This window comes from Collinsella aerofaciens, assembly GCF_028207065.1.
Lineage (GTDB): Bacteria > Actinomycetota > Coriobacteriia > Coriobacteriales > Coriobacteriaceae > Collinsella > Collinsella aerofaciens_AR.
In genome coordinates this window covers 133,689-156,133 of the sequence record NZ_JAQLFP010000001.1, presented here as the reverse complement: position 1 = coordinate 156,133, position 22,445 = coordinate 133,689, and the positions used below count along the sequence as shown (strand labels likewise).

The following is a 22,445-nucleotide window of genomic DNA, read 5'->3' as shown; positions in this document are numbered from 1 at the left end:
CGGCTCCTAGTCGTGGGCATGGTTGGTGATGGGGCCGACGTGGACTAGCTTGGGGTCCTCGCCGCGCTCGAGCGCCAGATCGCGCAGGATGGCGTCCTCGCGGGCCTCCATGACCTCGGCCTCATCGTCCTCGATGTGGTCATAGCCCAGCAGGTGCAGCATTCCGTGTACGAGCATCAGACGGCACTCATCAGCGGGACTATTGCCAAAACCGGGGGCCTGACGGGCAATAACCTGCGGGGCCAAGATAATATCGCCGAGCTCGAGCGTCTCATCGGCGGGAATGTCATCGTCAAAGGCCGAATCGCACTCAAACGAGAGCACATCGGTGGTGCGGTCGATACCGCGCCACTCGTGGTTGAGCTCGTGCATCTCGTCCTCGTCGACATACGAAAGGGAAATCTCAACTTCACGCTCAACGCCCTCGGCGGCAAGCACGACCTCGCAGATGTGCTCCACCTCTTGCGCGTCGAGCAGCGTATCGAGCTCGGCATCGTTGCTGATCAATACACTCAACGGGACTCCTTTCGGTCGCGCGAACGCTGCTCACGCACGTCATCATAAGCATCATATGCCTCGACGATACGACCCACCAGGGCATGACGCACCACGTCGGCACGCTCGAGGTGAGAAAATGCCACATCGTCGACACGGCCCAAAATCTTCTCGACATCCGCCAAGCCGCCACGACGACCCACCAGGTCGCGCTGACTCAAGTCGCCGGTAATCACGAACTTGGAGTTGAAGCCCAGGCGCGTCAGGAACATCTTCATCTGCTCGGGTGTCGTGTTTTGTGCCTCATCGAGCACCACGAACGCATCGCTCAGCGTACGGCCGCGCATGTAGGCGAGCGGGGCGATCTCGATCACGCCACGTTCCATAAGCTCATCGGTGCGCTCGCGATCCATCATGTCAAAAAGGGCGTCGTAGAGCGGGCGCATGTACGGATCGATCTTTTCCTCGAGGGTACCGGGCAAAAAGCCCAGGTTCTCCCCCGCCTCGACAACCGGGCGCGTCAAGATTAGGCGACCCACCTCGTGACGCTTGAGCGCGGCAACGGCGAGCGCCATGGCCAGATAGGTCTTACCGGTACCGGCGGGACCCAGGCCAAACGTGATGGTATGCGAGCGGATGGCGTCAACATAGCGTTTTTGGCCGAGCGTCTTGGGACGAATAACGCGGCCGCGATACGACAGCAGCACGTCATCGCGCAGCGACGAGGCATCATGCTCTCCATCGCGCAGGACAGCCAAGCAACGCGAGACATCGTCGGCAGACAGCGTGCGTCCGGCAGCCGCCTCGCGAAAAGCATGCTCAAAAAAGCGCACCACGAGCTCGACCTCATCCGGGTCACCGCTCACGGCGATACTGTCGCCACGGGCGACCACGTGGGCGCGAACCAAGCTCTCGAGCGCACGAAGGACGCCGTCGCCGGCGCCCAAAACGCGCGAGGGATCAATCCCCTCGGGAACGGTAAGTCTAATCTTCGAGGCTTCCATGAACCTCCCTGCGCGCATGGACCAAGCCGGAATCATCGACTTCGATGATAGCAACATCGAGCAGGCACGGGGCTGTAAGTCCACAGGTATCGTCAAGACGGGCATGATGGAACGAGCCGAGCGTCAGGTTGTCACCATACTCGAGCACGGCGCGCTCAACGGTTCCCACGCGACGACGAACATCGGCGATGGCGAGTTCCTGCGCCGCGGCCCGCATACGGCGGCTGCGCTCAGCCATAACCTCTGGCGGTACCTGGTCGGGCATATCGGCGGCAAGTGTGCCGGGACGCTTACTGTAGCGGAACACATGCATGCGCGAAAAGCCCACGCGACGGCATAGCGCCAGCGACTCCTCGAACTCCTCATCCGTCTCACCGGGAAAACCGACGATGACGTCGCACGAAAGGGACGCCTGAGGCAAGTTGGCGCGAATCATGCGCACCGTATCCTCAAACGCCTCGGCGCTATAGGGACGGCCCATGCGATGCAAGGTCGCCGTGCAGCCGGACTGCACGGGCAGGTGCAAAAACGGGGCGATACGCTGCGGATAGCGCGCCATAACCTTAAGCAGGCGCTCAGAGATATCCATGGGCTCGACCGAGGAAATGCGCACATGCGGAATAGACGTGCGCTCCATGATGGCCTCGAGCAGCTCATCGATTTCGACATGCTCGTCGGTCGCGCTCTTGCCATCGTAGGCACCCAGGTTCACACCGGTCAGCACCACCTCGGGCACGCCGGCCTCCTGGGCCTCGCGAACTTGCTCGAGCACGGACTCGACGGGCACGGAGCGCTCGGGGCCGCGTGCCTTCCACACAATGCAATAGGTGCAGCGATGGTTGCAGCCGTCCTGAATCTTCACGCCCAGGCGAGAGCGACCGAGCGCATCGACCACGTCGCCATCGCTACAGGCGGGCACGCTATCGGATTCAACACCCAGCACCTCGCAGACGCGCTCGGCGACGTCAATCTTGGACGGCTCGGCGATCACGCGATCGGAGAGCTCCAGCAGCTCCTCGGGATGCAGGTTGACGACGCAGCCGGTTACGACCACGTAAGGCTCGCCCGGATAGGCCAGCGCATGACGAACGGCCTTACGGGTCTTGGCCTCGGCCTCGCCCGTAACGGCACAGGTGTTAATGACGATCAGGTCGGCATCCTGGGGCTCCACCATAGCAAAACCCAGGCGCATAAGATCGGCAGTGATACGGTCAGACTCAACCCGGTTGACACGGCAGCCGAGGTTGACGACGGAAATATGGGGTGCGAGCACGCGGGCTCCTTAATCGAGGATATCGTCGAGGGCACTCTTGATACGGTCGGTCACCGACTTCTTACCGGAAGCGACGTCATCGCCCATCTCATCGGCAAAAGCACGGAGCAGCTCGCGCTGCTTATTGGAAAGATTGGTGGGAACGACCACGCGCAGTTGCACGATCAAGCGGCCACGCGAACCGCCACCGCCAATGCGCGGCATGCCGTAATTATTGACGCTCACGGTGTCGCCGTACTGGGCGCCGGCGGGGACGCACACCTTAACGACCTCGTCGGGCATAATGCCCTCGACCTCGATCTCGCAGCCGAGCGCAGCCTGCGCAATCGAGATATCGCTCACCAGGTACAGGTCGTCACCGTTGCGCTTAAAGCGCTCATGGTCGGCAACGCGCACGTTGACAATCAAGTCGCCCGAAGGCTCGCCGCGAAGACCGGCCTCGCCAAAGCCGCTCACACGCAGCTGTCGACCGGTCGAAACGCCGGCGGGAATATCGATGTCAATCTTTTCATGCGAAGGCGTGCGGCCCTGACCATCGCAGGTCTCGCAGGGATGGTCGATAACCGTGCCCTCGCCATGGCAGTCGGGGCAAGGCGAGGAAGACTGAACCTGGCCCAAAAACGATCGCTGAACCGTCGTGACATAGCCCGTGCCGTGGCAGCGGCCGCACTGCTTTTCCTGTGCGCCCTCTGCCCTACCGGTGCCATTGCAGTCCTCGCAAGGAGCAAGGCGGTCATAGCTGATTGTCTTTTTGCAGCCGAGCGCCGCCTCCTCGAGCGTCACCGAAAGCGAGATGGCCATGTCACGACCGCGACGACGCTCGCGACGGCTGCGGGCGCCACCGCCGGCACCGCCGCCAAAAAACGACGAGAACAAGTCGTCCATGCCCATACCACCAAAGATATCGTTGATATCGACGTAGCCCGAACCACCAGGGCCGTCGGCAGTGCCGTAACGGTCGTAGTTAGCACGCTTCTGCTCATCGGAAAGAACGGAATAGGCCTCGTTGAGCTCCTTGAACTTGGCCTCGGCCTCGGGGTCGTCCGAAACGTCCGGGTGTACGGTACGGGCCTTCTTTAGAAACGCGCGCTTAATCGTCCGCGCGTCGGCATCCTTGTCGACGCCAAGTACCTCGTAGTAATCCCTATTTTCCGACACGACCGAATCCTTCCGACTTTCATTATTGTCACAGTGCGTCCTATACCCAAGCTGGGCCGACCGCAAACAGAGGGTTTGATGTTATTGCATTCCGTAAGGCGAAAGCATGGCCCGTTGCGAGCAGCTCGCGAACCAAACCGACACGAGCGCGAACATGAAGCCATTGGCAAAACCGTTGGCAAACTGCATCGCACCGCGCTTCCACCACAGCAGGCTGCGATGAAGCACGCCGTCCGAAAGCACCATGAACAGGCCCATGGTAAACGGAATAAAGCACATCACGGCAAAGGCCGAGAACACGCCCGAGATGGCCGAGAGTACCAAAAACGGCGCCACGATGCCCATCAGGTAAAAACCGGTACGAGCTTTGCCTTCCAAGCGCTCGGACTCGACATGGGCACGGCCGACTAGATCACCGCCAGCGGCACCGTTAGTGCCGGCGTGACCCATGCCGCTAATGCGGACCTCGTCGCCATCGTGCGTGCCGGCAGGAAACTCAATCGTCTGCTCGGAGGTTACGCGAGTACGACCGCTGCCACCGCAATCGGGGCAGGGGTCGGCCACGACCTTACCGGAACCGCCGCACTCGGGGCAGACCGACTGGAACGTGCCCGCACCAAACAGGAAGGACAAGTCGACGTCGATGTGCCCGCGGCCACCGCAGCTCGGGCAGGTATGGGCATGCTCGGAGGAGACAGAACCCGAGCCGCCGCAGTGACCACAGGTATCGAAGCGCGTATAGCGGACGGTCTTGCGGGCACCGTCCTTGGCCTCCTTGGCGTCCAGTTTGATATCGACGACCACGTTGGCGCCGTTCTCGGGATTGTAGGCAGCCTGGCCGCGACGCTGCTGGCCCCAGGCACCGCCAAAAGGAAAGCCGCCCTCAAAGGGATTGCCATAGCCCGTGTTGCCGGCATAGCCGCCACCATAGGGCGAAGCCGTAGGGGCACCGGCAAAGGGATTGCCAGAACGCATGGCATCGTAGCGCGCACGTTTTTGCTCATCCGAAAGCACGGCGTAGGCCTCGGAAACCTCTTTAAACTTTTCCTCGGCATCCGGCTCTTTGTTGACGTCCGGATGGAGCTTACGGGCCTTTTGCTGGAAGGCCTTTTGAATATCACGCGAGGTGGCGTCCTTGGAGACACCTAGAATCTCGTAGTAATCTTTTTCGTTCATCGTCGCCATGCGCGGCAACCTCCTGCTCACAGCAGCGTATATATTCCGGTAATTCTACCCGAGCGGCCTAAGCTAGATCCCAAAACAGCTCGAACAGAACATTTCCATCGAGCCAGCCCAAGTGTGTCGGTGCTAAACGAGCTCGAACATGGCCCGCGACGACATCTGCCGAAGTAAAGGGTCCCTCATGGACCCCGAGCGTCTCGGGCACCCAAGTGGCAAGACCCAATTCGAGTGCGCGATCACAAGCGGCTGTCAGCTCATCGGCCGGGATGACACGAGCCGCGCGAACCAACAGGTCGGACGCAATACCGCGCGTCATGCGACAAGCGAGCATCAGGTCTTCGGCCGCAGCCTCTCGCTGCGACAGGTATTCGGCCTCAAACGACGTCGCGTCATCGTCGCGCTGAACCAAACGCACACGGTACGCGTCGCCTCGAGCAGACACGCCGGGGAACAAACCTGCAAGACGGTCGAAATCCCCAGTATCAAGCATACCGGCGGCAGAACGGCCCAGGCCCAGGTAGCCCCGTCCGGTCCAGTAGGCAATGTTATGGGCGCATTCATGGCCGTCGAGCGCGTAGCTCGCCACCTCATACGGGTGATAGCCGGCGGCACCCAGGAGCTCGCGCGCCACGTCCATGCAGGCGGCCTGAAAATCCTCGTCGGGCTCGAGCGACTCGTCACGGCACGCCATGCGATAGAGGGGCGTCCCCACCTCGAGCGTGAGCGGGTAAACCGACACATGATGCGGAACCGCCGCCAGCACGCCCTCGAGCGTACGCTTCCAACTCGCTGCGGTCTGCCCGGGAAGTCCGCACATAAGGTCGCACGACACGTCAAGCCCAGCGTCCTTGACCGTCGCGATGGCGGCGAGCGCCCGATCGGCATCGTGAATGCGGCCGATGGCGGTAAGTTCGGTGTTATCGAGCGTTTGCACGCCCAGAGAAACGCGTGTGACACCAACCTTGGCAAGCGCAGTAGCAAGCTCGGCGGTCAGCGACTCGGGATTGGCCTCGCAGGTAAACTCAACGGGGGAGCACCACGCACGAATACGCCGCGCCAGCTCCACCAGGCGCTCCCCCGCCAGCGACGGCGTGCCGCCGCCAACATAGACGGTGCGGATCTGGTCGAGGGCCCCAGCCTTGCCAAAAGCATCGAGACGCGCGAACAACTGCTCAAAATAGGAATCGAGCGCGGCATCCAAATCACACGAAGCAAAGCTGCGCGAGTCGAAGTCGCAGTAGCGGCACTTTTGGGCACAGAACGGCACGTGCACGTACAGCGCGGTAACGGCCACCCTTAAGCCTCCAGCGGATGAGGGGGCACCGATTCGCCGGCGGCAAGGGCAGCCTCGCAGGCCACCACATCATGCTCGATCTCATCGACCAGCGCCATAAACTCCTCATACGTGGAGCAGCGCACCACATGGGCACGCCAAGCGGCGGCATGGGGCATGCCTTTTAAGTACCAGCTTGCGTACGTACGGGCACGCGACATGAGCGGCAGGAGCTCATGCGTCAGCGTTAGGTGCTCACGCAGGGCGTCCAGGCGCTCGACAGAGCTGCGCGCCGGCACCGGTGTGCCATCGAGCGCAAGAGCGCGAGCATCGCCAAACACCCACGGGTTCCCGTAGATGCCGCGCGCGATAAACACCGCGCTGGCACCCGAGTTTCGCAGATGCACCGCGGCATCCTCGGCGGTGAACACATCACCCGAACCGATCACGGGAATCTCAACGGCATCTGCGACCTCATCGACGACCGACCAATCGGCCTGGCCCGTGTAGAGCTGCGTGGCGCAACGACCATGCACGGCGACTGCGGCAGCCCCTGCACTCTCAAGCATCTGGGCAAATGTCGTGGCATTGCGGTCCTCGGCATAAAAGCCCTTGCGAATCTTGACGGTCACGGGCACGTGCGCCGCGCCAACCGTGGCCTCGACGATCTTCTCGGCCAGGTCGGGCGTGCGCATGAGCGCCGAGCCCTCGCCCTTGGTAACGACCTTGCGGGCGGGACATGCCATATTGATATCGATGAGCGACAGGCGATCGCCAACGCGCTCCTCGACGGCGGCGACGGCGCTCGCAAACTGATCGGGCTTGGAGCCAAAGAGCTGCACGCAAATCTGCTGCTCCTCGTCGGCCGGTAGCACCAGGCGCCACGTCTTATTACTGGCATAGGCAAGGCCTGCCACGCTCACCATCTCGCTGTAGGCAAGGTTGGCACCGCGGCGGCGACACATGATGCGATAGGCAGGGTCGGTCACGCCCGCCATGGGAGCCATAAGGAACGGCTGCTCGGCATAGGCGCCCAGCAGCCGCAGACTATATTCGGAAAGAGCCATAGACCTACTCGTCCACCTTGAGGATCGCCATAAAGGCCTCCTGCGGGACCTCGACCGATCCGATGGCCTTCATACGCTTCTTGCCCTCTTTCTGCTTCTCGAGCAGCTTGCGCTTACGCGAGATATCGCCGCCGTAGCACTTAGCAAGAACGTCCTTGCGACGGGCCTTGACGGTGGAACGGGCGATGATCTTGTTGCCGATAGCACCCTGGATGGGCACCTCGAACAGCTGACGCGGGATGATCTCCTTGAGCTTGTCGCACAGGCCACGGGCCAGGCCATATGCCTTGTCCTTATGGACGATAAACGAAAGCGCGTCCACCTCGTCGCCCGAAAGCAGGATGTCGAGCTTGACGAGCTCAGAGGGGCGATATTCGTTGAGCTCATAGTCGAGCGAGGCGTAACCCTTGGTGCGGCTCTTGAGCTGATCGAAGAAGTCCAAGATGAGCTCGGCGAGCGGCATATCAAAGCGCATCTCGACCGATTTGCTCGTCAGGTGGATCATGTCGGTCGTGACGCCGCGGTGCTCGATGGCGAGCTGCATGACGGCACCCGTGTACTCAGGCGGGCAGATGATCTTTGCCTTGAGGTAGGGTTCCTCAATACGATCGATGCGGGTGGCCTCGGGAAGGTCCTGCGGACTGCGGACATCGATCATCTCGCCGTCGGTCTTGTAGACGTGATAGTCGACCGAGGGGCTCGTGGCAATGAGGTCCAGGTTGAATTCGCGCTCCAGGCGTTCCTTGACGACTTCCATGTGTAGCAGGCCCAAGAAGCCCACGCGGAAGCCAAAGCCGAGCGCCACCGAGGTCTCGGGCTCCCACACCAACGATGGGTCGTTAACGTGCAGCTTATCGAGCGCGTCACGCAGGTTCTCGTAGTCCTTGTTATCGATTGGGAACAGGCCCGTATAGACCATGGGCTTGGCCTCGCGGTAACCCGGAAGCGGCTCGGGGCAGGGGTTCGACGCCCAGGTAAGGGTGTCGCCCACGCGAACGGCCTCGGGGTCCTTCAGGCCCGTGACCACATAGCCGACCTCGCCAACCGTCAGCGCGTCAACCGGGGTCTCGGCAGGACGCTTGACACCCACGCCGTCGACCAAAAAGTCGCCCTCTGCCTGCATCATGCGCAGGGTATCGCCCTTTTTGATGGAGCCGTCAAAGACGCGCACCGTGGCGACGACGCCACGATACTCGTCGAAGTACGAATCCAGAATGAGTGCCTTGAGCGGCGCGTTCGCATCGCCCTTGGGCGGAGAGATCAAAAAGACAATGGACTCCAGCAGATCATGGATGCCCTCGCCGGTCTTGCCCGAGACACACACGGCATCATCGGCGGGAATCGCCAGGTCATCCTCGATCTCGGTCTTAACCTCATCGGGATGGGCAGAGGGCAGGTCGATCTTGTTGATGGCCGGCACAATGTCCAGATTGGCGTTCATGGCGAGCGTCGCGTTGGAGACAGTCTGCGCCTCGACGCCCTGCGTGGCGTCGACAACGAGCACCGCGCCCTCACAGGCTGCCAGCGAGCGCGAGACCTCATAGGTAAAGTCAACGTGGCCCGGCGTATCGATCAGATTGAACTGATACGTCTCGCCATCGTCGGCGTCATAGGACACGCGAACGGCATTGGACTTGATCGTGATGCCGCGCTCGCGCTCGATATCCATGGTGTCGAGCAGCTGCGACTCCATGTCGCGTTCGTCGACGGTATGGGTGAGCTCGAGGATGCGATCGCTGATCGTGGACTTGCCATGGTCGATGTGCGCAACGATTGAGAAGTTGCGGATGTGGGAAATGTCAATTGAAGTATTCATGCGGACTATCTTACCCGAGCGGTACAAAAAATGGAGCCTGTTCCATAAAACAGGCTCCATTTATGCGCGTCATCTGTGTGGTGTGAAATTTACAACTTAGGCGTTGATGCTGTTCACGAGCTTGGCAAGACCGGACTTGCGGTTGGAAGCCTGGTTCTTGTGGATAACATGCTTGGCGGCAGCCATGTCGAGACGCTTGGTGACGGTCTTGAGGGCAGCCTGGGCCTTCTCGACGTCGCCCTCGGCGACGGCGGACTGGACGTGCTTGGTCAGCGTCTTGAGCTCGGACTTGACAGCCTTGTTACGCATGCGAGCTGCCTCATTGGTGCGGATACGCTTCTTCTGAGACTTGATGTTTGCCACTTCTGGAGTTCCTTTCGAGTTCCTTGCAAAAAATGTATGACACCTCTGAGACACGGTGAGGTCACGCAAGCGCCTACTATAGCACGCCCCCCCTCAAAGGGATAGAACGAATTTGTCAAATAGGCAGGTATCATCACGATTTTCTCAAGATGTTCGTAATCCAGAGCAAAAGCGCGGTCTGAGAATCGGCCGAACCCTTCAGCGCGAGCTCCACATCGACCGCGCTCTCGAGCGCGGCAACGAGCTCTGCCATCGAAAAGCGACGTGCCCAGGTCAGGTGATTCTTGACCTGCCAGGACTGGAGCTTAAGTGTTGCGGCCAGCTCACGACCCTGTCCGCGCGCATCGAGCGCCTTGGCAACGATAAGCTCGCGGATGCGGCCGCACAGCAATGTGTAAGTCCACACGTAGCTCTTGGCGGGCAGTAGATTGAAGAGCTCGAGCGAGCGTCGCATGTCACGGGCCGAGACCGCATTGAGAAAGTCCCAGGGTTGAACCTCGGCCGTACGTACAATCCAGCGCTCAACGTCGGCAAGTTCAATCTGGGGCGCCTCGACCATCTGGGCAAGCTTAGCCAAGTCGTTATCGAGCATGCGCGTGTTTTCGCCCGAACGCGAGACGAGCTCCTCGGCGGCCGCCGTCGAAATCGACTTACCGCGCTGCGTCGCCATCTGCTGAACACGGCGCGGCAGTTCCCAGCGCTTGGTACCCGAGCAATCGACGATAGCCTTCTTGTCGATCTTGGCGATTGCCTTATACAGGCGCGTATTCTTGGCAAGTGAGTCGGCGATGATGAGGCAGACCGTTGTTGGGCTGGGACTCGCCAGATACCCAACGAGCGGCTCCGAGACCGCCTTGGCGAGCTTTGAGCAGCCATCGAGGATTACCAGACGAAACTCGCTGCCCATCGGAAAGGTGTTAAGCGATCCGATAATGGACTCGATATCGGGGTCCTTGGTCATGTCTCGCTCGTCGAGGTTGAACTCGACCATACCCGATTTTTCCAGACGCGCTTTCATACGCGAGACGGCGTGGTCGCGCTTAACTCCGTCGGTACCGACGATCAGATATGCCGGCAGCAAACCGGTTTCGGACATTGCGCTCCCCTCCCACAGGCCTTCGTATTCGTTCCGTGCCATTTTAGCCCAGGGGCCCACCACACGCCAACGACGTCGTCACGGTCACTGGCATCGCATCACAAAGCCATTCGCAGTCGGTGTGACGGTAATGTCGCCGTGTTCGATGGTACACGCGAACACACCACCCGCTTCCTTAACGGCATCGATGCAGGCATCGGACGGATGGCCGTATCGATTCCCCTCACCAGCGCTTGCGAGGGAAAGCTCGGGCTTCAGGACGTCCAGCAACTCACCATCGACTGAAACCTTGGAGCCGTGATGCCCAAGTTTAAGCACATCGATATCCCCCACCTCCTGCACGAATTCCCGTTCTTGGTCGAGCTCGGCATCACCGGTGAGAAGTATTCGCAGGCCCTTACCTTCCTGAACATAAGAGAGCAGCAGGACAAGCGAGTCCTCATTTCCCTCGCCATCCACGGACTCGAATGGCCACATCACGCGGGCGCAAAATGAGCCGATGTCGACCGTATCCCCACGGCGCACCTGCCGATACTCCACGCCAGGTCGGTTCAATACCTCGGCAGGAGCATCCTCCAGCGCATCCGCCGCCACGGCAATCGTTCCGACCGAAAACTGTTCGAGCACGGCAGGCAAACCACCCCAGTGGTCCTCATCCCAATGCGTCACAAAAACGGCATCGATATGGTGCACGTTATTGCGAACCAACGCCGCAACCACACGCTCGTCGAGCCCGCAGTCGACGAGAGCTACTGCGCCGCCTTGGCGGATAAGAATCGCATCGGCCTGGCCCACATCGAGAACCGTCACCGAAGGCGGAGCGAATCGATCCCAATAGACGTACGGAATCGCAGCCAAGAGCATCAGGCATGCAAGCCCCACCGCCATAGGACGTGCACGGGGACGCGGCCACCAGACCAGCAGAACCGCCAGAAAACACGGCACTAGGTAAATCCACATGCTATCGGGCGGCACGCTCACGTATGCACCCGGCACGGCGGCAAACAGCTGCTCGAAGAACAGCGCGCAACGGGCGGCAATCATGGGCACAACGAGCGCCCAAGTCCGCAACGGTCCCACGAGCGAAAAGGGAGCCAGCACGATCGACACAGCGAGCAGTGCGCTCACCACCGGACCGATGACCGCATTTGCCAGCGGAGCAATGAGCGAGAACGTACCGAAGGCAGGAATGGTAATGGGAAGTGTCGCCAGTTGTGAGCACAGCGTGACGGAAAGCACGCTGGCAACGCCTGATGGCACACCTAGCTCACCCAAAGCGTAGGTCGCATAGGGACAAAAGCACAGAATGGCTAAGACGCTGGCACACGAGAGTTGAAAGCCCATCTCGAACAGCACCGTCGGCCGCAGCAGCACAAAGATGGACATGGTTACGAAGAGTGCCGAAAGGCCGTGCCGACGACGCCCCGCGCCGTTTACGACAAGCGTCACGAACACCATGCAGCACGCACGCACGGCCGAGGGAGACGCGCCCGTAAAGGCAGCATAGCCCACAAGCGTTATCGCCAATATCGCCCGCTGAAGACCACGTGAGCACCGAGTCTTTTGCAATACACCCTCGATTACAAACCCCACGATAGCCAAATGGCTGCCCGAGACGGCGATAAGATGTGCCGTTCCCGTCACAGAAAACCAGTCGCCCGCCGGCTGGGCGCGCAGCCTGGCCGAACGACCGCAGACGACACCGGCTATGAGCGCACGCGCCGGGTCGGTCGCAGGCGCGATGGACGCAAGCAGCCCATTTCGCAGCCGAAGCAGCGGCCCCGGAGAACCCTCATCGACCGATAAAATCCGAACGGCTTTAACCTTGCGCACCTCGCCTCGGAGCACGCGCGATCGTCCATATGCGTCGTTCTCAAAACGCGAAACGCGACCGATAACACGCACGTGCGCCCCGACCTTGAGCTCACGATCACACGATAGGCGAACCGTTGCCAAGTTCTTACCGTCCGCGCGTGCCTCGCAGGTATAGGAATACACGTCGTCGTTTATGGATGGATCACCCTGCACGACAAACTCGAGGCCGCTTGCCGCTCGACCGTCGAGCGCCTTCGAGGCGCTGAGCGCACCCACAGCCCACCACGCCGAGACGACCGCTCCCGCCACGAGACCGGCGGACGCGGCATACAGCCACCGCTTCAAAGGGGCAAGCCGCGCACAAGAGTGAGCCAGCACAACGAAAACCGCTGCCGCAACGGGAATGGCCCATAGCGGCCCGACCGCCGTCGCCTGCTCCCTCAGCAGCGCATCAGCGGCTATGCTGAGCACCAAGGCGCAGCTCACGCACATGCCGGCACACAGGGCCATCGTCCACGGAATCAGGGGCCGCGGAGGCATCACGTGCTCTCGCTCGGTCGCACTCATACGCAGATGCAATCTTTGATTTTGGCAAGCTTCTTTTCGCCGATTCCCGACACGCGCATCAGATCGTCAACCGAAGCAAAAGCACCGTTCTTTGTCCGCTCATCGATAATCGACTGTGCCATTGAGGGACCGATTCCCGAGAGCGTCTGCAGCTCTGCCGAGCTTGCCGTATTAATGTTTACTAGGCCTGTTGCGCCACCGACGCCTGATGATGCGGAAGTCCCACCATCAACACCAGCTTCCGCAATGGACGCCTGCTGCTCCCCTACCGTTGGAACGTGAATCTTCTGTCCATCGACGACCTTAGATGCACGATTAAGCCCCGTAACGTCTGCTTCGGGCGCCAGCCCGCCGGCGGCATCAATCGCCTGAGCCACCCGCGCCCCGTCTTTGAGGCGATATACACCGGGTGACACCACGGCGCCATCAACATCGACATAGACCTCTGCCGCGGCAGACGCCTTAGGCGAAGAGCCTTCAGATGTCTTTCCACTCGAAGCATCGCCGGATCCCGGCTCCACTAACGTGCCCGAACCATCAGTGCGCTCAAACGACACACCGCCGGCACCGCCGCCAAAGTTCGCCATTGCCAGTCCACTCGCCATCGCAATGACGACCAGTATCGCCATCACCACTGCCTTATGACCGAGCAGTTTGCCCGCCCAGCGGTCCATCTTTTTGACTCGTTCGTGTTGTTCGCGCTGCGCCATAGCAAAACCTCCCAACATCATCGTGTCAGGAAAGGAGCTCCGCAACAGCCACGCCCCAAAACCGGTTTTCGAGGTCAAAACAAAAGCTGACCAAAACCTTGCACAAATCTGTCCATTTATTCAGGCACACGTCAGCAAATGAACACTTAGCCGCAAAATGCCCAGATAGCAAAAGACCGACGATGCAGGCGCATCGTCGGTCTATGCACAAATTTACTCGTAATCTTGGTAAATCTCACGCGGAGCAAGCTCCGAATGTTTGCGTTTTAAGGTCTTAGGGGCCTTATACGTGTTGCTCTCGAAGTCGATGTACTCGGTCTGCTTGAGCAGGCGCTCGATCATCTCCTCATGATCGAACAACTCCCAGGCCTCATGCACGGCATCGAGTTTAGCGTGCGTCTCGGGTCGGCGCGGCATAAACAGCGTGCAGCAGTCGGGAGCGGCCTCAGTCGAGATATCGAACGTACCGATCTCCTCAGCACGCGCGATGATCTCCTGCTTGTCCGAACCGATGAGAGGACGGAACACGGGGATCTTCACGGCCTCGTTGACGGCCATGATGTTCTCAAGCGTTTGGGAGGCAACCTGCCCAAGCGATTCGCCCGTAACGATGGCCTTGGCGCCCTCGATGTGCGCAATGCGCTCGGCAACCGAATACATAATGCGACGATACATGATCACACGCAGGTTGCTGGGGCAGGTGACCGAAATCTCACGCTGGCAGTCGCCAAACGGCACCACGTACAGGCGGCCGATCTGGACACCCGGCTCAAGCGCACGGATGATATCCTGCACCAAATACTCACTCGTATCGGGCGTCTGCGGACGACCGGAGAAATGTACCGGCACGCAAACCGCGCCGCGGCGCGCGAGCATCCAGGTCGCCACCGGAGAATCGATACCCGAGGACAGCAGCGTCACGACCTTGCCGGCAGAACCCACCGGCAGACCGCCCACGCCGCGCTCGGAGCGTGCGTACACGTAAACGCTACCCTGGACCACCAGTACGTGCACCATTGCATCGGGGTCGTGCATTTGAACCTTTTTATCGGGGAAGGCCTCACACAGTACCTCGCCCACCTGACGATTGATATCGATCGAGGTGAGCTCATAGTCAGTATTGGAGCGCTTGGCGTGCACCTTAAACGAATCGAAGGAACCAAACTCGCGCAGCGCCTTCACGGCGGCGGCGCAGTACTCCTGCGGGTCGCGGTTGGTGTGATACGCCAAAGACACACGGGCAACGCCGGGAACGGTGCGAATGACACGCGCCGCCTCGTCGGCCTGATGTTCGTTAAAGGTCACGAGGATATAACCGGAAATTCGAGACACGGCGTTCACGGAAAAGGCGGCCAAGGCCGCCTTGATGTTATCCATGAGGATATGCTCAAAATGTGCGCGGTTCTTGCCCTTCAGTCCAACCTCGTGATAGTGGACCAGGCAGACGCGAGCCGCCATTTAGGCTTCAGCAACCTTGTGGCCGAGCGCCTTCTCGTAACGGGCCTCGTCGTAAGAGATGTCACCGTCGACAATCTCGTCCATAGCCATCGAGATGGTATCGGCACCGGAAAGCCCGATGGTGATGTCATCGACATCCTGGACGGCAAGCACGCGGTTGTGCTGGCCACGCAGCATGCTATTGATGTCGCAGGCGCGCTTAGAGGCAAGCGAAGCGAGCAGGAAGCGGTTGTGATCGGTCTTCTCCAGAAGATCGTCAATGCAAGGCTTTACAACGGACACGGACCTCAGATCCTTTCATGCATATCGAGAACGCGAACGAGCTCATCGGTCGCGCGGTCGAGATCGTCATTCACCACGACGTCGTCGTAGCGGTCGGCAAGGGCAAGCTCATCGGCGGCGTTTGCCATACGCAGCTCAATCGTCTCGGGCGTCTCGGTACCGCGACCGACTAGACGCTCGCGGAGCACCTCAAGCGAAGGCGGCTTGATAAAGATCAGCACGGCCTCGGGGAAACGCTCCTTCACCTGCAGGGCGCCCTGGACATCGATCTCCAAAATCAGAGACGAGCCCGAGGCAAGCTTGGATGTGACCTCGCTCACCAACGTGCCGTAGCAGTTACCGTGGACCTTGGCCCACTCAACAAACTCACCGTTTGCCACGCGGCGGTCGAACTCCTCGCGCGTCAGAAAAAAGTAGTTGACGCCGTCGACCTCACCTTTGCGTGGTGCTCGCGTGGTAGCCGAAACCGTCAGACCCAGGTTCGAGCGGCGCTCGCGCACACGAGCGACGAGCGTACCCTTGCCTGCGCCTGACGGTCCAGAAATCACAAAGAGCTTGGAATCCTGAGCGCTCACTTATTTGGTCAGCTGCTCGAGGAGCTGCTCGCGCTGACGGACGCCGAGGCCCTGGACGCGACGAGTAGCGGAGATACCGAGCTCCTCCATGATCTTGGCGGCCTTGGCCTTGCCATAACCGGGGAGAGACTCGATGAGGGTGGAAACCTTCATGCGGGAAGCGATGGGGTCATCGGAGTTGAGCACGGACTCGAGGGACTTCTCGCCCTTCTTGATCTGCTCGCGAAGCTCAGCGCGGGCGTGACGTGCGGCAGCAGCCTTCTCAAGAGCCTGCTTGCGCTGCTCGTCGGTAAGCTGAGGGAGTGCCATTCGTACCTCCAAATAGTTGGGTTATATCTGATTCAATAATTGGCATTTTAGCACGTAGAACGTACAAAATGCCTAATCGCGGCTCCATAGGTTAGACGATACCCGCAAAAAGTGCAATATACTGCGCCCAAAGTTAAGCCCCTGACCTGCGATTCCACACAAAGGATGGGAAAGTTTACGCAGGCACAGGGGCTATTTTGTGCTAATGAGACCCAAAAGTGGTGACTTAGGGGAATCTTTTACGCGACGTTTTCTACCAGCTCGGCGACGATGGCGTCAAAGGCGGCAACCGGATCGTCGGCACCGGTGATGGGACGGCCCACCACAATGTGGCTTGCGCCACGCTCGATAGCCTGGGAAGGCGTCGCCACGCGGGACTGGTCACCAAGGGCGGCACCCACCGGACGCACACCCGGAGTCACGATCAGGGCATCAGGACCCAGCAGCTCACGCATGTCATGAGCCTCCATCGGTGAGCACACGATGCCATCGATGCCGTTGGCCTGAGCAAGCTTTGCCAAGCGGGCGGCCTCCTCGGCCACGGGCGACTCGACGCCGATCTCGGCCAGCGCATCCTGGTTCATACTCGTGAGCACGGTAATGGCGACGAGCTTGGCGCGGTCCTCGCGCGCCTCCTCGGCACCCTCACGGCACGCGGCGAGCATGGCGCCCGAACCCAAACCGTGGACCGAGAGCAGGTCGGCACCGGCAAGCGAGGCCGAACGGGCGGCACCGCGCACCTGATGCGGAATGTCATGGAACTTGAGGTCGAGGAAGACCTTAAAGCCCAGGTCCTTGAACGTCTTGACGATCTCGGGGCCCTCAGCGTAATAGAGCGTCATGCCGACCTTGAGCCAAGCGGCATGACCAGAAAGCTCGTGGGCGAGCTCGAGCGCACGCTCACGGTCGCAGTCGAGGGCGACGATAACGCGGTCGCGGGCATCGGTCTCTAGCATTCGAAAGCACCTACCAGCTCGTTGATGTCCTTCACGCCCTGGGACTCCGCCCAGGCCTCGAGCTCGTGCGCGATCTTGAGCGAGGCGCACGGATCGACGAAGTTGGCCATGCCGACCGACACGCAGGTAGCGCCAGCCAGGATAAACTCGGCCGCATCCTCGCCCGTCATGACGCCGCCGACACCGTTGATGGGGATATCGACGGCCTGAGCGACCTCCCAGACCATGCGAACGGCGATGTGGTGGCACAGTGGACCCGAAAGGCCGCCCTTGGGTTTGGCAACGCGGGACTTGCGGGTGTGCACGTCAATGGCCATGCCCTGGATGGAATTGATGACCGAAAGGCCGTCGGCGCCTGCGGCCTCGAGGGCTTTGGCGATCTCGGCGACGTTGACCGGAGCCATCTTGACGAACAGCGGCTTATCGGTCACCTTACGGCAAGCAGCCATAACGGCAGAGGCGCCCTCGGGCGAGGAGCCCATGGCGGCACCGCCGGCGGCGATATTGGGGCAGCTCACGTTGATCTCATAGCCGGCAGCCCAGGGGCACAGCTCGACATACATCTCGAGCGCGCGGACAAACTCGTCAACGGAATGGCCGGCGACCTGACAGATGACCTGGCAGCCGTCCTTGGACAGCTGTTCGAGCCACGGACCGGACTCACGGGCAAAGGCGGCCACGCCAGGGTTCTGAAGGCCCACGGAGTTGATCATGCCGCCCGGGATCTCGGCCATGCGGGGCGCGGGGTTGCCGGGCCAGGGCTCGGCAGCGCAGCCCTTGGTGGTGATGGCACCCAGCTGGGAGACATCAAAGAAGTTCTGGAACTGCCAACCGTAGCCAAAGGTACCGGCTGCGGTGTTGATGGGGTTCTGCATCTTGACGCCGCCGAAATCGACGGCCATATTCACGGTACCCACTAGAAGACCACCACCTTGGAAGCATCGAACACGGGGCCGCACATGCAGGCGCCCTTCATACCGTCGACCGTCTCGACGTTGCAGGTGTTGCAGGCGCCAAAGCCGCAGCTCATCATGCGCTCGAGCGACACCTCGCAGTACACACCGGCCTCAGCGGCAGCGGCGGCGACCTTCTTCATCATGACGGCAGGGCCGCAGCTGGCCACGTAGTCGTAGCCGCCCTCGCCGAGCAGCTCGGCTGCCGGTTCGGTGCAAAAACCGTGCGTGCCCAGCGTGCCATCGTCGGTGCATACGTTAACCGTGGCGCCCAGCGCGCGGAACTCATCGACACCCACGGCCTTGGAAGCGGTGCCAAAGCCCAAGCACACGTCGACATCCACGCCCTGCTCGGCAAGCATGCCAGCGAGGCAGAGCACGGGCGGAACGCCGATGCCGCCTGCCACGAGCAGCGCCTTCCTGGTGCCCTCGGGAACAAGCCAGCCGCGGCCGCCAGGGCCCAGCAGGTTAGAAGTGGAACCGGGGGCCATCTGCGACAGACGGCGGGTGTCGTCGCCCACGACTGCGTACCACAGCTCGACGGTGCCGGCCTGGGCGTCGGCGCGATAGAAGCTCAGAGGCACGCGAAGCAGCGAAGAGGCATCGCCGGGCACGGCGATGTTCACAAACTGACCGGGCTTGAGCGCACTTGCAAGCTTGGGGGCCGAGATTACGAGCGAGAAGATGCCGTCGGCGATCTCCTGGTTCGAGACGACCTCGAAGTCGTGCATGCGTGCAGTGGAAGGTGTGGGCATAGACGCTCCAATCCCCCATGCGGTTGCATGGTTCAGGCGAACAGAAAGCGCGGCACCGCAAGGGCGCCGCGCACAAAAGCGATAAGGCTATGCTAGCAGATGCAGCCGTCGGCAAGCGTCTGCTTGCCGCCGACAAACACATCGGTGGCACGACCGGTAAGCGTGCGGCCGGCAAAACCGGAGTTCTCGGCGCGCGACTCGTAACCGTCCTCGCCAACCGTCCAGGTTGCGGACGCGTCGAACACGGTCAGGTCGGCAACGGAGCCCGCCTTGACCTGAACCTGGTCGAGGCCCAGGATCTCACGCGGCTTGATGGCCATGAGCTCGACCATGCGACCCATGCTCATCTTGCCCGTGTTGACCAACTCGGTGAGCACGAGCGACAGTGAGGTCTCGAGGCCGATCATGCCGAAGGGCGCAAGCTCAAACTCGCGGGCCTTCTCCCACGGAGTGTGGGGAGCGTGATCGGTGACGATAGCGTCGACGGTACCGTCGATGACGCCCTGGCGGATGGCCTCGGCGTCCGCTTCGGTACGCAGCGGCGGGTTGACCTTGAGAGAAGTGTTGTAGGTTTCGTCCAGGTCGTTCTCGGTCAGGAACATGTGATGCGGCGTGGCCTCGCAGGTAACCTGAACGCCAGCGGCCTTGCCGGCACGCACGAGCTCCAGGCCATGGGCGGTGGAGATGTGCTGGATGTGCAGTTTGGCGCCGGTCAGCTTGGCGATCTCGATGTCGCGGGCGATCTGGAGCTCCTCGCCGGCAGCCGGCCAGCCCTCGAGAGCCAGACGGGTCGAAACCTTGCCCTCGTTGATCTGGCCGTGGCCGACCAGGTCCTCGTCCTGGCAGTGGCTCATAAAGACCTTGCCGAACATCTTGCCGTAGTCCATGCAGCGACGGAGCATGCCCGCGCCCTGCACGCCACGACCGTCGTCAGTGAAGGCGACGGCGCCGTGGGCGACCATATCGCCCATCTCGGACATGGCCTCGCCCTTAAGACCGCGGGTCATGGCTCCCGACGGATAGACGCGGCAGTGGCCGACCTCGGCAGCGCGGGACTTGACGAACTCCACGACGGTGCCGTTATCGGTGACGGGATCGGTGTTGGGCATGGCGCACACGCCGGTAAAGCCGCCCTTGGCAGCTGCACGGGTGCCGCTCTCGATGTCCTCTTTGACCTCGTAGCCGGGCTCGCGAAGGTGAACGTGCATATCCACCAGGCCGGGGACGAGATATTTGCCGGAAAGGTCGCGGACCTCGGCTCCCTCGACGGCGAGATTCTCGCCGACCTCGGCGATCTTATCGCCGTCAATCAGGACGTCAACGACACCGTCAAGCTCGACGGACGGGTCGACGACGTGGGCATTCTTAAGAAGCAAGGCCATTATCGGCACCTCCAAGCAGCAGATACAGGATAGCCATACGCACGCAGATACCGGCGTAGACCTGCTCCAGGATGACGGAGCGTTGCGGGTGGTCGGCCATATAGGAGTCGAACTCGACGCCGCGGTTGATGGGGCCCGGGTGACAGATGATCGCGTCGGGCTTCATGAGCTTCTCGCGGTCCTTGGTCAGGCCGAAGAGCTTGTGGTACTCACGAATGGTCGGGAACGGAGCGCCCTCGAGGCGCTCCTGCTGCACGCGCAGCATGTAGACGACGTCCAGCTCGGGGAGTACCGAATCGAGGTCGCTCGTCACGTGGTCGCAGCCCAGGACCTCGGGCGCCGGCGGCAGCAGCGTGCCGGGGGCGACGGCGTAGGTCTCGCAGCCCATGATCTTAAGGGCGGGGATCAGCGAGCCGCAGACGCGGGAGTGCGCGATATCGCCGACGACGGCGACCTTAAGACCGTGGAAGTCGCCCTTGTGCTCCCAGATGGTGTACAGGTCGAGCAGGGCCTGCGTGGGATGGTTGTGCTTGCCGTCGCCGGCGCAGATGACGCTCGCGGGCGAGTTCTGCGTGACGATGTAGGGAGCACCGGCGTGCTTATCGCGAACGACGATGCAATCAATCTTGTAGGCGTTGAGGGTCTCGACGGTGTCGACGAGGCTCTCGCCCTTGACCGTGGAGGTCGAGGAGCCGCCAAAGTTGAGGCTGTCAGCCGAAAGACGCTTCTCGGCGAGCTCGAAGGAGCTGCGGGTGCGCGTCGAAGGCTCGTTGAACATGTTGACGATGGTCTTGCCCTTGAGCGTGGGGACCTTCTTGATCGCACGCTCATTGACCTCGGAGAACGCCTTGGCGGTCTCGAGGATGAGCTTGATGTCCTCTTCGGAGTACTCGGTAATGTCGATCAGGTGCTTATGGTTGAACGCCACGGTACTACTCACCTCCCAGCGGCGCGGAGCCCACGTGGGAACCCGGCGCGACGTCGTTAATCTCGACGGCGGTGTGGCCGTCGACTTCCTTCATATACAGGTGCACGTTCTCCTCATGCGACGAGGGAACGTTCTTGCCGACAAAGTCCGGCGAGATGGGGAGCTCACGGTGACCGCGGTCAACGAGAACTGCCAGCTCGATGCGGCTCGGACGGCCCAGGTCCATGACGGCATCCAGAGCGGCGCGGATAGTACGGCCCGTATACAGGATGTCGTCCACCAGCACGACGCGCTTGCCGTCGACGCTGAAGGGAATGTTGGTAGCGTGGATCGCGGGAGCGAAATTGGTCGCATAGTCATCGCGGTAGAAGCTGATGTCCAGGCTGCCGAGCGGAACGTCGACGCCCTCGATCTCCTTGATCTCCTCGGCGAGCTTCTTTGCCAGAAGGTCGCCGCGCGTGACGATGCCGACCAGAGCGAGGTCTTCACAGCCCTCGTTGCGCTCGAGAATCTCGTGCGCGATGCGGGTCATCGCTCGATTGACGGCGGTCTCGTCCATGATGACCGCCTTGGGGGAAGTCGTGCCCATCGATCTCCTTCCTCACATGTCTTGACTGCTGACACAGTCAAAAAAATAGATGCCCGACCGCTTAAAGCGGACCAGACACCCACAGGAAGGGCTGCTCTTTGGCAGCTATGTAATTCCATGTGGGTATCTCGTACCCCTTTAATGGTCAAGGGATAGTGTAGCCAACCTCGAGCTTAATTGCGAGCATAAATACAGAACAATCCGTAAACGGGCGCAGGCGCTCCATAAACCTATATATATTTGTGGGACGAGCTTGAAAACGCACGCACGAGCTGGCATAATCCCCTCTGCTGCACGCAAATCGGATCTACGTCCAGGGCCGTGGCGTGAGCACTATCGCCAAAAGAGGAATATCTCTGTGTAGATTACGCACAGGGAGCTGCTTCTGTGCTATAGTTCAGGCTTGTTTGTTAACGCGACATGTTCGTTTGTCGCCCAA

22 protein-coding genes are annotated in these 22,445 nt (G+C 61.0%); all 22 read right to left on the bottom strand.

Annotated features, from left to right (window positions below):
* Positions 1-6: 6 nt before the first annotated feature.
* Positions 7-516, bottom strand: a complete 510-nt coding sequence (ybeY, locus tag PMX72_RS00705; protein ID WP_117654802.1) for an rRNA maturation RNase YbeY — start codon at positions 514-516, stop codon at positions 7-9.
* Complete coding sequence (locus PMX72_RS00700; protein WP_089573386.1) at positions 513-1,499, bottom strand: PhoH family protein; 987 nt, start codon at positions 1,497-1,499, stop codon at positions 513-515. Before PMX72_RS00700 ends, ybeY begins: the two co-directional genes overlap by 4 nt.
* The gene (locus PMX72_RS00695; protein WP_117776232.1) at positions 1,480-2,772 is read right to left on the bottom strand and encodes a MiaB/RimO family radical SAM methylthiotransferase; all 1,293 of its coding nucleotides are present in this window, start codon (positions 2,770-2,772) and stop codon (positions 1,480-1,482) included. Before PMX72_RS00695 ends, PMX72_RS00700 begins: the two co-directional genes overlap by 20 nt.
* 9 nt (positions 2,773-2,781) lie before the next feature.
* Positions 2,782-3,930: a molecular chaperone DnaJ gene (gene dnaJ, locus PMX72_RS00690; protein ID WP_117776231.1), complete on the bottom strand. Its 1,149-nt coding sequence runs from the start codon at positions 3,928-3,930 to the stop codon at positions 2,782-2,784.
* An 81-nt stretch (positions 3,931-4,011) separates the two neighbouring features.
* Positions 4,012-5,115, bottom strand: coding sequence for a DnaJ domain-containing protein (locus tag PMX72_RS00685; protein WP_187362361.1), 1,104 nt, complete (start codon positions 5,113-5,115; stop codon positions 4,012-4,014).
* A gap of 58 nt (positions 5,116-5,173) precedes the next feature.
* Positions 5,174-6,406 carry a radical SAM family heme chaperone HemW gene (hemW, locus tag PMX72_RS00680; RefSeq protein ID WP_271729003.1) on the bottom strand — a complete coding sequence of 411 codons (1,233 nt, stop codon included), beginning with the start codon at positions 6,404-6,406 and terminating at the stop codon, positions 5,174-5,176.
* A 2-nt stretch (positions 6,407-6,408) separates the two neighbouring features.
* On the bottom strand, positions 6,409-7,452 hold the full coding sequence (gene dusB / locus PMX72_RS00675) for a tRNA dihydrouridine synthase DusB (protein ID WP_271729004.1): 1,044 nt from the start codon (positions 7,450-7,452) through the stop codon (positions 6,409-6,411).
* 4 nt (positions 7,453-7,456) lie between these two features.
* Positions 7,457-9,268, bottom strand: a complete 1,812-nt coding sequence (lepA, locus tag PMX72_RS00670; protein WP_271729005.1) for a translation elongation factor 4 — start codon at positions 9,266-9,268, stop codon at positions 7,457-7,459.
* 96 nt (positions 9,269-9,364) lie between these two features.
* A complete protein-coding gene (gene rpsT / locus PMX72_RS00665; RefSeq protein ID WP_117564276.1) occupies positions 9,365-9,631 on the bottom strand; it encodes a 30S ribosomal protein S20 in 267 nt (88 codons plus the stop codon).
* 133 nt (positions 9,632-9,764) lie between these two features.
* Complete coding sequence (holA, locus tag PMX72_RS00660) at positions 9,765-10,727, bottom strand: DNA polymerase III subunit delta (RefSeq protein WP_271729006.1); 963 nt, start codon at positions 10,725-10,727, stop codon at positions 9,765-9,767.
* Positions 10,728-10,811: 84 nt separating this feature from the next.
* Positions 10,812-13,109: a DNA internalization-related competence protein ComEC/Rec2 gene (locus tag PMX72_RS00655; RefSeq protein WP_117786047.1), complete on the bottom strand. Its 2,298-nt coding sequence runs from the start codon at positions 13,107-13,109 to the stop codon at positions 10,812-10,814.
* Positions 13,106-13,819, bottom strand: a complete 714-nt coding sequence (locus PMX72_RS00650) for a helix-hairpin-helix domain-containing protein (protein WP_158565205.1) — start codon at positions 13,817-13,819, stop codon at positions 13,106-13,108. The genes PMX72_RS00655 and PMX72_RS00650 overlap by 4 nt, the downstream gene beginning before the upstream one ends.
* A gap of 213 nt (positions 13,820-14,032) precedes the next feature.
* Positions 14,033-15,277: a tRNA uracil 4-sulfurtransferase ThiI gene (gene thiI / locus PMX72_RS00645; RefSeq protein WP_117758525.1), complete on the bottom strand. Its 1,245-nt coding sequence runs from the start codon at positions 15,275-15,277 to the stop codon at positions 14,033-14,035.
* Entirely contained in the window at positions 15,278-15,559 is a 282-nt protein-coding gene (locus PMX72_RS00640) for a DNA-directed RNA polymerase subunit omega (protein ID WP_035138532.1), read from the bottom strand.
* Between the two features lie 5 nt (positions 15,560-15,564).
* On the bottom strand, positions 15,565-16,134 hold the full coding sequence (gene gmk / locus PMX72_RS00635) for a guanylate kinase (RefSeq protein ID WP_117786049.1): 570 nt from the start codon (positions 16,132-16,134) through the stop codon (positions 15,565-15,567).
* The gene (gene mihF, locus PMX72_RS00630) at positions 16,135-16,443 is read right to left on the bottom strand and encodes an integration host factor, actinobacterial type (RefSeq protein ID WP_006236130.1); all 309 of its coding nucleotides are present in this window, start codon (positions 16,441-16,443) and stop codon (positions 16,135-16,137) included.
* 239 nt (positions 16,444-16,682) lie between these two features.
* Positions 16,683-17,399, bottom strand: coding sequence for an orotidine-5'-phosphate decarboxylase (gene pyrF / locus PMX72_RS00625; RefSeq protein WP_117758526.1), 717 nt, complete (start codon positions 17,397-17,399; stop codon positions 16,683-16,685).
* Entirely contained in the window at positions 17,393-18,301 is a 909-nt protein-coding gene (locus PMX72_RS00620) for a dihydroorotate dehydrogenase (RefSeq protein WP_199411071.1), read from the bottom strand. Before PMX72_RS00620 ends, pyrF begins: the two co-directional genes overlap by 7 nt.
* 14 nt (positions 18,302-18,315) lie before the next feature.
* Positions 18,316-19,083 (bottom strand): dihydroorotate dehydrogenase electron transfer subunit, encoded by a 768-nt coding sequence (locus tag PMX72_RS00615; RefSeq protein WP_117786083.1) that lies wholly within the window; start codon positions 19,081-19,083, stop codon positions 18,316-18,318.
* A gap of 116 nt (positions 19,084-19,199) precedes the next feature.
* The gene (locus PMX72_RS00610; RefSeq protein ID WP_117786050.1) at positions 19,200-20,489 is read right to left on the bottom strand and encodes a dihydroorotase; all 1,290 of its coding nucleotides are present in this window, start codon (positions 20,487-20,489) and stop codon (positions 19,200-19,202) included.
* Positions 20,473-21,417, bottom strand: coding sequence for an aspartate carbamoyltransferase catalytic subunit (locus PMX72_RS00605; RefSeq protein ID WP_035138537.1), 945 nt, complete (start codon positions 21,415-21,417; stop codon positions 20,473-20,475). The genes PMX72_RS00610 and PMX72_RS00605 overlap by 17 nt, the downstream gene beginning before the upstream one ends.
* Before the next feature lie 4 nt (positions 21,418-21,421).
* Positions 21,422-22,006 (bottom strand): bifunctional pyr operon transcriptional regulator/uracil phosphoribosyltransferase PyrR, encoded by a 585-nt coding sequence (pyrR, locus tag PMX72_RS00600; protein ID WP_006236123.1) that lies wholly within the window; start codon positions 22,004-22,006, stop codon positions 21,422-21,424.
* Between the last annotated feature and the right edge of the window lie 439 nt (positions 22,007-22,445).

What these genes read in the sequence shown, in the direction of transcription:
- PMX72_RS00650 (WP_158565205.1), bottom strand. Translation starts at nt 13,819, where the DNA reads ATGGCGCAGCGCGAACAACACGAACGAGTCAAAAAGATGGACCGCTGG.
- dusB (WP_271729004.1), bottom strand. Translation starts at nt 7,452, where the DNA reads ATGGCTCTTTCCGAATATAGTCTGCGGCTGCTGGGCGCCTATGCCGAG.
- holA (WP_271729006.1), bottom strand. Translation starts at nt 10,727, where the DNA reads ATGTCCGAAACCGGTTTGCTGCCGGCATATCTGATCGTCGGTACCGAC.
- PMX72_RS00610 (WP_117786050.1), bottom strand. Translation starts at nt 20,489, where the DNA reads ATGGCCTTGCTTCTTAAGAATGCCCACGTCGTCGACCCGTCCGTCGAG.
- PMX72_RS00615 (WP_117786083.1), bottom strand. Translation starts at nt 19,083, where the DNA reads ATGCACGACTTCGAGGTCGTCTCGAACCAGGAGATCGCCGACGGCATC.
- mihF (WP_006236130.1), bottom strand. Translation starts at nt 16,443, where the DNA reads ATGGCACTCCCTCAGCTTACCGACGAGCAGCGCAAGCAGGCTCTTGAG.
- pyrR (WP_006236123.1), bottom strand. Translation starts at nt 22,006, where the DNA reads ATGGGCACGACTTCCCCCAAGGCGGTCATCATGGACGAGACCGCCGTC.
- PMX72_RS00700 (WP_089573386.1), bottom strand. Translation starts at nt 1,499, where the DNA reads ATGGAAGCCTCGAAGATTAGACTTACCGTTCCCGAGGGGATTGATCCC.
- pyrF (WP_117758526.1), bottom strand. Translation starts at nt 17,399, where the DNA reads ATGCTAGAGACCGATGCCCGCGACCGCGTTATCGTCGCCCTCGACTGC.
- PMX72_RS00655 (WP_117786047.1), bottom strand. Translation starts at nt 13,109, where the DNA reads ATGAGTGCGACCGAGCGAGAGCACGTGATGCCTCCGCGGCCCCTGATT.
- thiI (WP_117758525.1), bottom strand. Translation starts at nt 15,277, where the DNA reads ATGGCGGCTCGCGTCTGCCTGGTCCACTATCACGAGGTTGGACTGAAG.
- PMX72_RS00620 (WP_199411071.1), bottom strand. Translation starts at nt 18,301, where the DNA reads ATGGCCGTCGATTTCGGCGGCGTCAAGATGCAGAACCCCATCAACACC.
- PMX72_RS00685 (WP_187362361.1), bottom strand. Translation starts at nt 5,115, where the DNA reads ATGGCGACGATGAACGAAAAAGATTACTACGAGATTCTAGGTGTCTCC.
- lepA (WP_271729005.1), bottom strand. Translation starts at nt 9,268, where the DNA reads ATGAATACTTCAATTGACATTTCCCACATCCGCAACTTCTCAATCGTT.